Origin of the sequence: Flavobacterium humi (assembly GCF_004745595.1) — a bacterium.
GTDB classification, from domain to species: Bacteria; Bacteroidota; Bacteroidia; order Flavobacteriales; family Flavobacteriaceae; genus Flavobacterium; species Flavobacterium humi.
In genome coordinates, this window is the sequence record NZ_SRLH01000001.1 from 380,328 (window position 1) to 392,809 (window position 12,482).

The 12,482-nt window shown below is 40.6% G+C and carries 12 protein-coding genes; 3 read left to right on the top strand and 9 right to left on the bottom strand.

Annotated features, from left to right (window positions below; genetic code table 11):
• The first annotated feature begins 34 nt into the window (after positions 1-34).
• Positions 35-703: a uracil-DNA glycosylase gene (locus tag E4635_RS01560; protein ID WP_135524852.1), complete on the top strand. Its 669-nt coding sequence runs from the start codon at positions 35-37 to the stop codon at positions 701-703.
• Between the two features lie 7 nt (positions 704-710).
• Here E4635_RS01560 and E4635_RS01565 read toward each other — a convergent pair whose 3' ends face one another.
• The 7 genes from E4635_RS01565 to E4635_RS01595 all read right to left on the bottom strand — a co-directional run bounded on the left by E4635_RS01565 (position 711) and on the right by E4635_RS01595 (position 5,672).
• A complete protein-coding gene (locus E4635_RS01565) occupies positions 711-1,649 on the bottom strand; it encodes a transglutaminase (protein ID WP_169630181.1) in 939 nt (312 codons plus the stop codon).
• Positions 1,650-1,678: 29 nt separating this feature from the next.
• Positions 1,679-2,524 carry a substrate-binding domain-containing protein gene (locus E4635_RS01570; protein WP_135524854.1) on the bottom strand — a complete coding sequence of 282 codons (846 nt, stop codon included), beginning with the start codon at positions 2,522-2,524 and terminating at the stop codon, positions 1,679-1,681.
• Positions 2,521-3,054: a GNAT family N-acetyltransferase gene (locus E4635_RS01575; protein ID WP_135524855.1), complete on the bottom strand. Its 534-nt coding sequence runs from the start codon at positions 3,052-3,054 to the stop codon at positions 2,521-2,523. Before E4635_RS01575 ends, E4635_RS01570 begins: the two co-directional genes overlap by 4 nt.
• A 3-nt stretch (positions 3,055-3,057) precedes the next feature.
• The gene (locus tag E4635_RS01580) at positions 3,058-3,435 is read right to left on the bottom strand and encodes a VOC family protein (protein ID WP_135524856.1); all 378 of its coding nucleotides are present in this window, start codon (positions 3,433-3,435) and stop codon (positions 3,058-3,060) included.
• 2 nt (positions 3,436-3,437) lie between these two features.
• A complete protein-coding gene (locus E4635_RS01585; RefSeq protein WP_135524857.1) occupies positions 3,438-4,310 on the bottom strand; it encodes a nucleoside phosphorylase in 873 nt (290 codons plus the stop codon).
• A 6-nt stretch (positions 4,311-4,316) separates the two neighbouring features.
• Positions 4,317-4,649 carry a translation initiation factor gene (locus E4635_RS01590; protein ID WP_135524858.1) on the bottom strand — a complete coding sequence of 111 codons (333 nt, stop codon included), beginning with the start codon at positions 4,647-4,649 and terminating at the stop codon, positions 4,317-4,319.
• 69 nt (positions 4,650-4,718) lie between these two features.
• Positions 4,719-5,672, bottom strand: a complete 954-nt coding sequence (locus E4635_RS01595; RefSeq protein WP_135524859.1) for an isopenicillin N synthase family dioxygenase — start codon at positions 5,670-5,672, stop codon at positions 4,719-4,721.
• A gap of 179 nt (positions 5,673-5,851) precedes the next feature.
• On the opposite strand from E4635_RS01595, the gene E4635_RS01600 reads away from it, so the two are divergent.
• Positions 5,852-7,828, top strand: a complete 1,977-nt coding sequence (locus E4635_RS01600) for an alpha-ketoacid dehydrogenase subunit alpha/beta (protein ID WP_135524860.1) — start codon at positions 5,852-5,854, stop codon at positions 7,826-7,828.
• Between the two features lie 294 nt (positions 7,829-8,122).
• Here E4635_RS01600 and E4635_RS01605 read toward each other — a convergent pair whose 3' ends face one another.
• Positions 8,123-10,699, bottom strand: a complete 2,577-nt coding sequence (locus E4635_RS01605; RefSeq protein ID WP_135524861.1) for a ligand-binding sensor domain-containing protein — start codon at positions 10,697-10,699, stop codon at positions 8,123-8,125.
• 396 nt (positions 10,700-11,095) lie between these two features.
• Here E4635_RS01605 and E4635_RS01610 point away from each other — a divergent pair, with 396 nt between their 5' ends.
• Positions 11,096-12,163: a T9SS type A sorting domain-containing protein gene (locus tag E4635_RS01610; protein WP_135524862.1), complete on the top strand. Its 1,068-nt coding sequence runs from the start codon at positions 11,096-11,098 to the stop codon at positions 12,161-12,163.
• A gap of 71 nt (positions 12,164-12,234) precedes the next feature.
• Here E4635_RS01610 and E4635_RS01615 read toward each other — a convergent pair whose 3' ends face one another.
• Entirely contained in the window at positions 12,235-12,414 is a 180-nt protein-coding gene (locus E4635_RS01615) for a hypothetical protein (protein WP_135524863.1), read from the bottom strand.
• Positions 12,415-12,482: the final 68 nt, after the last annotated feature.

Sequence of the window (12,482 nt, forward strand, 5' to 3'; positions counted from 1 at the left end):
GGTCAAAGTGATATATTTGTAAAAAAAGTAGCCGATGCAGCCCAATATCCATCCATCATGGTCGCCCATTTTTGAAAAAGAGCAGCCAAAAGAGTATTTCAGCAAGCTGATGCACCAGGTCGATGAAGAATATTCCAACTTTACTTGTTTCCCGCCTAAAGATTTAATTTTCAATGCTTTTGATCAATTTCCATTGGAAGATTTAAAGGTCGTCATTATCGGTCAGGATCCTTACCATGGAGAAGGAGAGGCGAACGGGTTGTGCTTTTCTGTAAATGATGGTGTAAAAATCCCGCCTTCGCTAAAAAATATTTTCACGGAAATCAATAACGAATATGGGCGTGTTTTTTTTCCGACATCAGGCAATCTTGAGCCCTGGGCAAAACAAGGGGTTTTGTTGCTGAATGCTTCGCTTACGGTACGCAAAGATTTGGCCAACAGCCATAAACATTTAAAATGGAACCTTTTTACAGATGCTGTAATCCAGTATATTTCGGATAATTCCGAGCAAATCGTTTTTTTGCTTTGGGGAAGTTTCGCCCGCAAAAAAGGCCTTAAAATCAATAGGGAAAAACATTTGGTACTCGAAGCAGGCCATCCGTCCCCATTGAGTGCCAACCGAGGGTTTTGGTTCAAGAACAATCATTTCAGGGCAACCAACGATTATTTGAAAACCATTGGGAAAACGGAAATAAACTGGTAACAGGTTTTTAATTCAGCGTAAGCTCACCCAGGATTTCCTCGCTCATGAATTTCCCGCCGGGATAATAAGCGGTATAATCCAGGTTCAGCCAGATTTGCCCGCGTTCGTCAATATGGTAATGGATTTCCTTGTTTTTGCTTTCTTCCGTAAAAAGTACTTTTTTAATCAGGAAAATCACGTTATCCAGGTCTTTTTGGCTCCCGATAAGCATTTCCGGGTAAATATGCTCGTCCGTATGGATCAGCCTTGGAACGCCGCCAACTGCTTTTACACCGGCCGCCATTAAAATAGCATGATCGTCGCAATCTCCGGAAAAATGCTGCAAAGATTCGGAGGCGGAAGCGATATAATCATTTCCTTTAGGATCGTTTACGTAATTCCACCGGGTCTTAATTTCCTTAAAAACAGCAAAACATTGTATGGTTGTCCGGTAATAGCCGTAGCCTTTCATTTTTTTTATATCTGCAAAATGCTTCGTTGTTGCCGAAAGTGCAAAATTCCTGACTTTGGGATTATCAAAATCAATAGCCCGCAATACCTTGGATTTGTTGGGGAAAGGAAGTAATTTGCTTACAATGATATCTTGAGGATACGGATTTTCTTCCATGGTGTACATCATAGAACGGTAATCGTCATATACCCGGTAAAAACTATATTCACCGAAAATTGTCCCACACAAAAGAATGAGAAGATAACCGAAAATACAAATGATGATGATCGTTTTCAGCACACGTAAAATAAGCTGGAAAGCCACCAGGATGATTATAAACAGTAAAATCCTGTCTATCGGGAATTTCCAATGCGGATTGATGAAATTTTGATGGGCAATGATGAAAACAGGAATCGTCAGCAAAATATTCAGCAGGAAAATGACAATACTATCCCACGGACTGGGCAAAGAAAATTTTTCCCTGTATTTTGAAATAAATCCTTTAAAAGTTGTCATCAGCTGGTTAAAAAGATAAAAATAAGTATTTATTTAACTACAGCTTCATATGAAATTTTATTTTCAATAATTTTTAACTCAAATAATTGATTTTGAATGGTATCGAAAGTGTTTTTGTCTAATTTCTTCTGGGACCACCGGGTCAGGGAAAGCCATTCCTGTATGTCTTCGGTTTTCTGGTTGTATTTTGAAGCCAACGTCCTGTCAATACTTGGGATTTCCTTAAATTCTACCGTAGTGCTGTTGATGACCTCCAGGACAAGTTCCACCGAAGCCGTGTGGTTTTTAAGGAATTCATTGCGGACAGCGATTACAAAGCAAGGCCACGGCGTTGGGCAATCTGCAATTCTCCTGAAAGTGCCGTTATCCACCAATGGTTTTGTCATAAAACGTTCCCACATGAAATAATCGGCTTTGCCCGCTGCAAGGGCTTCCACCGCGCCATCAATGGTGTTGACGGTTTCAAAGGAAAGAGTATCGGTTTGCCAATTATTGTTTTTGGCGTTCACAATAGACATCAGGTGCGAGCCGGAACCCAGGCGGGAAATGGCTGCTTTTTTATTTTCCAGATCCGATAATTGCTTGTATGGGGATTTCGCATCCACATGGATTCCCCAGATTAGCGGCGATTGCACATATACCTGGATAATCGAACTGTCATTTCCGGCGGCAATATCCTTCATAATCCCTTCGGTAAGGATGACAGCCATATCGGTTTGGTCATCACGGAGCATTTGGCACAGTTTTCCGGTACCTTCGGGAACATCAGTCCATTGCAGGTCTATGCCTACGACGTCAAATTCCCCGTTATCGATACACAAATGCCATGGTAGGTTGAAATGTTCTGGAACACCGGCTATTCTTATTGTTTTCATTTTGAATATTCTTCTAATGTTAATTCGTACCAGTAACACGGAATGTCATGGTGCAGGTATTGGCCATTTTGCTGTAAGCCGATTTTTTGTAAAATAGTGTTGGAACCTATATTATCTATGTGTGCCGAAGCATAAACCGCCGGGACTTTCATTTCTTCGAAAGCATATTCCAGCCATTTCTTCGCCGCTTCAAAACCATATCCTTTGCCCCAATGGTTTTCCTGCAGCCTGTAGCCGATATCATAGTAATCAACATGATTGTTTTCGTGCTCCGTGATAAATTTCAACCCGGCCCAGCCAATGGTTTCATTGGTTTCTTTCAGGACGACAGCAAATCGGCCGATACCGTTTTGCTGGTATTGGTTGCGGATGTTTTCAATATAACCGCTGCATTGGTCTATTGATGTCACGGGATTGTTCCCGAGGTACAGGTGGACATTCGGATTGCTGTCCAAAAGGAACATGGCTTCTGCGTCAGAAGGCAGGATTTCCCTTAAAAAAAGCCGGTCGGTTTCTAATTTCAGGTTCATATTTTAACGTGCTTTTAAATGGGACAAGATGATTCTAAACCCATCGGGATCGAGGAACATTTTACCGTTTTCATTCCAATAGGGATTTTTAGCTGCAATAACCGGAATAGCATTCTCAGACAGGTTCCCCAATAACTGATCGTATTCGGAAATTGTGCCTGGGTACAATACTATGATATCATCTTCATCTGGAAAATGATTGGCTTTCTCATTCGAAACAGTAAACTCGAAATGCCAGCCTGCATCTGGTTTTCCAATAAAAATACCATCATAGCCGCTGTGGTTTTCAAAACCGCCGAGCCATTCAAATTTTAAAACATCAATATAGAAAGATTTTATTTTTTCTAAATCGTTGGTATGCCTTGCAACCCGTAAGTCCATATTTAAGAGGTCATTTTCCCTAAAGTATACGCAATAAGCTCATCTACCGCTTTATACGGATCTGCACTAAAAGTCCCGTCTGCACGGTTGGCAATAATAGCGTTAAGCGATAATGTTTCATGGCCTAAAAGTTTCCCCAAGCCATAAATCGCAGCAGTTTCCATTTCTAGGTTGGTCATTTTGATACCATTGAAATTGAAGCTATCCATCTTGGAGTTCAAACTTTCATCCTGGATATTTAAACGCAATACACGTCCCTGAGGACCGTAAAAACCGCCCGCAGTCCCGGTAAAACCTTTATGGATCTTTTCACTTTCTATAAACTGCTCTAATTTTGAAGAACAGGCAATTACATACGGCCTTCCTTTTTTCAGATCCCAGTTCGTATGGGAAATAAAAGCGTCTTCAATAGCTTGTTCCGAAATATCCTCAATCAGGTAGGAGCGGAGCATATTGTCCAGCCCAAGCCCGTATTTGGACATTACGAAACTATCCACAGGAATGTCTGTTTGCAAGGAACCCGATGTCCCGATGCGGATAATGTTTAATGAAGTCAGGTCTTTTTTAGGCAAACGGGTTTCCAGGTCGATATTGACCAAAGCGTCCAGTTCATTCATGACAATATCAATATTGTCAGGGCCTATTCCTGTTGACATTACGGTAATCCGTTTGCCTTTAAGGGTCCCGGTTTGTGTTTTGAATTCCCTTTTTTGGGTGGAAAATTCAATGGTATCGAAAAACTGGGTAATTTTCTCTACACGGTTCTGGTCCCCGACAAAAATAATGTCATGGGCAATATGTTCTGGTTTTAAATTTAAGTGGTATACACTTCCGTCCGGGTTCAGAATTAATTCTGATGATTTTATTGATGTCATATATTTTTAGCCGCCTACGCGTTTTACTTTAAATCCTTTTATTTTGAGAATTTCCATGATTTTATCGCGGTAATCTCCCTGAATAATGATGGATGCATCTTTGAAACTGCCGCCAACACTAAGTTTTGTCTTGATTTCTTTGGCCAAAGCCTTAAAATCCTCTTCGCTGCCTTCATAACCTTCAATAATCGTTACAGGCTTTCCTTTGCGTTTCTCGTATTTGCAGATCATGGGGTCTTTCTGGATAAAAAGCACATGATCCTCTTCCTGGGTTTCTTCCGGTTCTTGGGAAGGGATATGGTCCGGGAATAAATTCTTTAACTGATCTTGTAAATCCATTACGTAAAATTATTAAAAAACAAAAGTACGGATCTTATAAACCCGTACTTTTTATCTATTTAGATTTAATTATTTTTTAATCAATCCCAAATCTACCAAACGCTCATACAGGAATTCACCGGCAGTGATATCTTCGTATAATTTCGGATGGTTCTCATCGATACATTCCGGAAGGCAGTTAAGTGACATATCGCTCACAGGGTGCATAAAGAACGGGATCGAAAAACGGGAAGTGCCCCATAATTCCCTTGGCGGGTTTACCACCTGATGGATCGTGGATTTCAGTTTGTTATTGGTGTGACGGGAAAGCATATCCCCAACATTGATGACCAATTCGTCCGGTTCGGCTACGGCATCAATCCACTGCCCGTCGTGGTTCTGGACTTGAAGGCCTTTCCCCTGGGCACCCATTAATAAGGTAATTAAGTTGATATCGCCATGGGCAGCAGCACGAACGGCTCCGTCTTTAGGTTCATCAGTAATAGGAGGGTAGTGTATCGGTCTTAGGATACTGTTCCCCTGGTTTGCATATTTATCAAAATAAAATTCATCCAGCCCTATGTAAAGCGCCAAAGCCCTCAATACATAAACACCTGTTTTTTCAAGCATCTGATAGGCTTCTTTTCCTACTTCATTAAAATGCGGAAGTTCCTTAACCTCTACATTTGCAGGATATTCGGCTGCATATTTAGAATCGGCATCCACATATTGCCCAAAATGCCAGAATTCTTTCAAATCTCCGGCAGAACGGCCTTTAGCGTGCTCTTTCCCGAAAGAAATATAGCCTCTCTGGCCACCAATCCCCGGGATTTCGTATTTTTCTTTTACTTCAAGGGGAAGAGAGAAAAAATTGCGTACTTCGGAATAGAGATCCTGTACTAATTTGTCATCTAAAAAATGACCTTTTAATGCTACGAAGCCAATATCTTCGTATGCTTTTCCGATTTCATTTACAAATTTTTGTTTACGTACCGGGTCACCCGATAGGAAATCACGTAAGTCAACACTTGGAATGTTTTGCATCTTTTAAAAAAAATATGTTAATAACTTACTAAAGGCGAAAAGCCTTCATATCACAAATATAGAGATAAATTTTTTATTGAATTTTTAAAAGTTATCAACAACCTAAAAAAATATCACAAAACAAGGCTTTCCTGTTATTTTTTTATATTTTTGAGGGCGATTTAAAAAAGTACATCTCTATGAATTTTGACAGAAAAAATCTGAGTAACGACCAATTATTAGATTTATATAAAAAATTAATCAAACCGAGGTTAATTGAGGAAAAAATGCTCATCCTGATCCGCCAGGGAAAAGTATCCAAATGGTTTTCGGGAATTGGCCAGGAAGCGATTTCAGTAGGGATAACTTCTGTTTTGGACAAAGATGAATATATTTTGCCAATGCACCGTAATTTAGGTGTTTTTACCACGCGTGAGATTCCTTTGCATCGTTTGTTTTCGCAATGGCAAGGGAAAGCGAACGGGTTTACCAAAGGACGTGACCGCTCGTTCCATTTCGGTACGCAGGAATATAAAATTATCGGGATGATATCCCATCTCGGGCCGCAATTAGGAGTTGCTGACGGGATCGCTTTGGCCAACAAACTAAAGCAAAACGGAAAAGTAACCGCTGTTTTTACCGGTGAAGGCGCCACTTCTGAAGGAGATTTCCATGAAGCATTGAACATTGCTTCGGTATGGGAACTTCCGGTTTTATTTGTTATTGAAAATAACGGATACGGCCTTTCCACGCCAACAAACGAGCAATACCGCTGTGAAGACCTTGCCGATAAAGGAATAGGCTACGGAATGGAAAGCCATGTGGTTGACGGGAACAATATTTTGGAAGTATTCAACCTGATTTCAGAGCTTAAGGCTTCGATGCAGGAAAACCCGCGCCCTGTATTGCTGGAATTCAAGACGTTCCGTATGCGTGGGCACGAAGAAGCCAGTGGTACAAAATACGTACCGCAGGAGCTAATGGACATGTGGGCCGAAAAAGACCCTGTGGAGAATTTCAGGAATTACCTGAAAGCGACAGCCGTTTTATCTGAAGAAACAGATGAGGCATTCAGAGCCGAAATCAAAAAGGAAATAGATACCGATTGGGCAAAAGTACAGGAAGAGCCTGAAATCCAGGCCAGTTTAAGCGAAGAACTAAACGATGTGTACAAACCCTATGATTTTGAAGAAGTTACACATTCGGAAGAAGTTGAAAACATCCGTATGATCGATGCCATTTCAAATGGTTTGCGACAGTCTATGGAACGCCATGGAAACCTGGTAATCATGGGTCAGGATATTGCCGAATACGGCGGTGCTTTTAAAATCACTGACGGCTTTGTAGCACAATTCGGAAAAGAAAGAGTACGCAATACACCTATATGTGAAAGCGCAGTTGTTTCGGCCGGAATGGGACTTTCCATAAACGGGCACAAAGCCGTTGTAGAAATGCAGTTTGCCGATTTCGTTTCGACAGGATTCAACCCAATTGTAAATTTATTGGCAAAATCCCACTACCGTTGGCTGGAAAAAGCCGATGTTGTAGTGCGTATGCCTTGCGGAGGTGGTACACAAGCCGGGCCTTTCCATTCACAGACAAATGAAGCCTGGTTTACCAAAACACCTGGGCTTAAAGTCGTATATCCTGCTTTCCCTTATGATGCCAAAGGATTACTGAACACGGCCATCAACGATCCGAATCCGGTCATGTATTTTGAACACAAGCAATTGTACAGAAGCATGTACCAGGATGTACCAAAGGATTATTATACCATACCGTTTGGGAAAGCGTCCCTGATCAAGGAAGGGGAAGATGTAACCATTATTTCCTTTGGAGCAGGAGTGCATTGGGCTTTGGATACTTTGGCCAAAAACCCGGAGATCAAAGCCGATCTTATTGATTTGCGCTCGCTACAACCCCTGGATTGGGAAACGATCTATACTTCGGTAAAGAAAACCAATAAAGTCATTATTTTACAGGAAGATACTTTGTTTGGTGGAATATCCAGTGATATTTCTGCCATGATCATGGAAAATTGTTTCGAATATCTTGATGCGCCGGTGCGTAGGGTAGGAAGTCTGGAAAGCGCAATTCCTTTTGTGAAAGCGCTGGAAGACCAATACCTGCCTAAGGTTCGTTTTGAAGAAGAACTGAAAGAATTATTAGTGTACTAATAAGGTTAACTATGATTAGAGAAGCCGTCCTGTTGTGGGGCGGCTTTTTTTGTAATTATGAATTATGAGAGATTTCCTCAATCTTTCCAAGCCATCCAAACCCGCCCTTAAAAAGAAATGCATAAAAACAACGAAGAAGCAAAGCGGCAGCGTTCCGCGAGACGAGGAGGAACGACGAGCGGCTCGGGACGCGGAGCGGAGCTTCAAGGTAGTTTTTGCGCTTTTCTTTTTACAGGCTTGATTTTTTGTTTCTTTTGCATCAAGGCAAAAGAAAAGAGAATCAGAATATAAATACTAAAAAAGAATCTTATCCAATTCCGGAAGATACGTTTCTCCCACAGGAATCTCATCCTGATGTACATAGACCGCTTTTTTGCTTTTTTGCTGTACTTTGTCGATGCGTATGATATAGGAACGGTGGATTCTCAAAAACTCCAAAGGATCCCGTACCAAGGAAAGGAAATCGCCAATCTTGCCCCGTACCGTATACGTTTTTGATGCAGTGACAATATCAATATAATTGCCGGAAGAACGCACAAACAATATTTCCGAAGTCCTGACCCTTATTTCTTTCCCGGATTCCTTAAAGGCAAAATAGTCATCTTTTCTTTTGATTCGTTTGAGTAAAAGCCGAAGCAATTCCCGCACGATATCCTCATTATAGCTCAATACCCTTATTTTAAAGAAAAAATAGATCACCGCCCCGAAAACAAGCCCCATTATGCCCAAAAACCAATAGGTTTTCCAGAAAGGCTTATCAATATGTATAGGCAGCATGACACATTCTTTCGAAAAACTCCTGCCATCGTCAAGGACTTTTACCAACAGCGTATAATCACCGGGAGGAATGTAGGCATAGGAAAACTTCCTTTCCCTTGTGGTTTTCCATTCTTTATCGAGCCCTTTCATTTTATAGCGGTATTCTATTTCTTTATTCCCGGAAAAGGAAACGGCTTCTGCTACAAAATCGATCTGGTTTTCATTGTAACTTAAATGCATTTTCTCCCTGTTTCCTTTATAAAGATTGCTGTTGATGTAAAGGTCCTTCAGCCTGAGGAAGTATTTTTTTTCAGAGAGTAAAGCGTCAAATTCTTTTTTGGAAATAACATTGAGCCCTTTGCCTGTACCGATATAAATTGAATCATTGATGATTTCGACATCCTTGATCTGATTGCTCAGCAAGCCGTTTGCCGTAGAAAGGTAATCTACTTTATAACTTCCCGACGAAGCAAAACGGATCCTGTTGAGGCCATAATTAGTACAGGCCCATATGGTTTTGGGGTTTTCTATATAGATTTCCGTGACGATATCGCTCGATAATCCTTTTGTTTTATCAATAGTCTGGACGGTATTTTTTATAGTGTTGTAAATCAGGACTCCTTTTCCTAAAGTAGCGCCATACAAAATGCCATTGTGCCGGTCGTAATCGATATCATCAATCCTGTTGCTAAATTGGGTTCCTTTTTTCTTATAAACCTTGCCATTTACCATAATTTTCAAACCTTCCATAGTGGCCAGGTAATTCTTCGGGCCGATACGGGAAATGTCATGTACCCTGAAAGCCAGGGTATCGGATAAAATCCTGTCTTTCTCCCAAATGGTGCATACGCCAAATTGGATAAGGCACAAGGCTTCAGGATTGTCATCGGACATTTTGGTTACCTGGATAAAATCATTTCTATCGAGTGTATTGCCCAAGTACAGTTTGTTGTTATGGGAAAAAACTGTGGCGCTCTTATACTCATGAAACTGGACATAAGCAGGATAGCTGGTTATGGCTTTTTTAAGCCGGATAATAGGCTGTTTTTTTCCTTTTTGGTAAATATCACCGTTGTAGGTCCCGATGAAAAGGTTTCCGTCATTGTCTTTTGTCAGGGAATGTACGACTTTGTTTTCCATCTCAAACCTTTTAACCTGATGGGAAGAAGCGTAATACACTCCATAATCGTTAGTGGTTACCCATAAACCTCCGTAGCAATCCCTGAAAACATTGCTCACAGTGGCATGCGGCAAATAATGAGCCACGCATTTCCCCGTCAGGTCGAAGATGCGCAACCCGTTACTCCTGTACCCAACCCAAAAATGGCCTTGTCCCATTTTCCCTCCGGATATGGGTTGCGATGTGCCATTATTGATCTTTAAGGAAGGACTGTTCGGAGACACTATTTCCACCACATTTTCGGAAACCACCAGTTTTTTCCCTTGGTCGAGGCTGACAATATTCCGCAGGACGGCCAGATTATTCGGTAAAGTCAGAGGAGAAGGGACTTTAGTATCTGAAGCAAAAAAAACTTCCTGCTGGCTATTAATCTTTCGGTTAAAAAGATCGGGCGTATAATTCTTGGTTTTGATCATTACCTTCCTGTCAATAATAACAGGTTTGCAAAGCTCGGAAGTTTTCCCGTTTGCATCTATAGAGAACAGGGCCATTCCGTTGGAAAGGAAAACCGTACCGTCCTTATCTACGGCCAGGTATTTGATAAAAAAAGAAGTTTTACTGTATTTGCGCAAAAAAGCGGTGATGCGGTTGTTGTATTTATACGGTACAAATTGATTGCTGCCGTTTTCAAAGTAAAAGACCTTTTTATTAAAGGTACTGCACCATACCGTCCCGTTTTGCTGTGGGTAAAAATCGAAAACGGTAATATCGGTAAGGCCGTCTTTGGGTTCGTAACGTTTGAATTCGTATCCGTTATACTGGCAAATCCCCCTGTCTGTAGAAAACCACATGGCTCCGTTCTTATCCTGGAAAACACCGTATACTTCATTGCTTGGGAGGCCTTCTTCTGTAGTGAAATTTTTAAACTCCTGTGCTTTTGCTGAAAAATAATGAACAAATAAAAGAATAATAACAGTATGCTGTAATTTCATGTGAGTATGGCGGTTGTTAATAGCTATTATCGGTACTTGGCAAGATGGAAAGCCGTCCAAAAATAACAATAAAATTCGCTCAAAGAGAAAGAGCAGTGTTAAAACACAGGCATAAATTATTTTACCCAGCAATGACAATACATGAGAAGATTTCTTACAGGTAAAGTCACGGAATTTCCGTTAAAAACAAGGTTTCAGGTAAAGTAAGGAGCAAGGTTTTCAACAAGCAAAATTATCCCATAAAACGATCGGTTCATCACAATTGAAAATTTCCGGAAAAAAAGCATACAGCCATTCATCACTATTATAACAGGTATTCATCACAAAATCAAAATTTTAAGATTTAAGTGCCGGAATCGAAAATACTTTTGTAGGAATAACTTTAAAACCATTTTTATGAAAAAAACATTATTAGCGCTTAGCATCTTTTTGATGTTTGCCAGTTCCAACGTATTTGGAGCCATTACGGTAACTTTGACCACTTCTGCCATTACAAGGAGTACCACTTACCCTGCGTACTATGACGTAAAATTACAATTGAAATGCCAAGACAATTCGTTGTGTAATGCCGGCTTGTTTACGTTTAGCGTAGAAAGGAAATTAACAACCGACACGAATTGGAGCCTAATAACATTAAATATGCCTTTTCCTGCAGATACCACACCGGACGGGGCATATCTTAATTACGGCTATGCACTGCAATTGCCTGGAAAACAATATATGTATAAGGTAAAGGTTTCGTATTCCGGCAACGGATGTTCTGCCACGCCTACTTATACCGGTTATGTAACTTGTCAGGGAGCCAAACCAGACTTTACCTTAGGGACTACCGGAATTACTTTCTCTGATCTTGACGGCCCGATAACATTATGTAAATCCTCACAATTGTATTTTAATCCTGGATCATGTGAGTTGGAAACCAAATATTATGTAGGAATTACGCCTTGCAACCGTTGGTGGGATGTGGGGGATAATGTTGGAAATGGCCAGTGGTATCTCACCCAGGCGCCAAATCAGAACAAGGCAATGACTGAGGTAAATGGAGGTCCTTTATTGGGTGGTGTCTTTGATTCTGGGACACTAATTGGCCAGGATCGTTATTACAGGATTACTGTTGCCACAGGAGAACCTGTTTGGTTTACCAAATCTGTTCTTATCAGGGTAGACGAGGGCTGTAGAGTTGCGGTGGTTGATGTCAGGGATTCGGAAGAAATACCTGTCGAATCTTTAATAAAAATCTATCCCAACCCTGTAAAAGACAACCTTATAATTAATTTGGAAAACAACAAGTTAATCAAAAAAGTTTCCTTCTTCGACATGAACAACAACCTGGCAAAAGAAGAGCAATACAAAGGAGCAGACAATAACGCTGTGATTAATATCGGTGCATTGAAAAAAGGACTGTACCTTATCGCGATTGAAACAACAGACGGTATCGTTAGAAGTAAAGTGGTAAAAGAATAGTTTGAAATAGTACCTATTAAAAAACCCCGAAAGATATACTTTCGGGGTTTTCTTTATTTCAAATAAGGAAATTAAGATTCCTGTGGGCAAAATGCATCGGTTAATTGTTTGCAGTTGTCTGCATGTCCTACTACCAGTTGCCCATTATCACAACGACAAGCCAGAAGATCTCCTCCTTTACCGTTGATTGATTTTTGCTCGTTTTTGCTTAATTCTTTTGCTCCGTCTAATTTTAAGATGTTTTTTAACATGACTTATGGTTTTATTTGTTAGTTAACCCAATATTTTTAAGGCAATTGGGGTTTTACGCCTTTTCCTA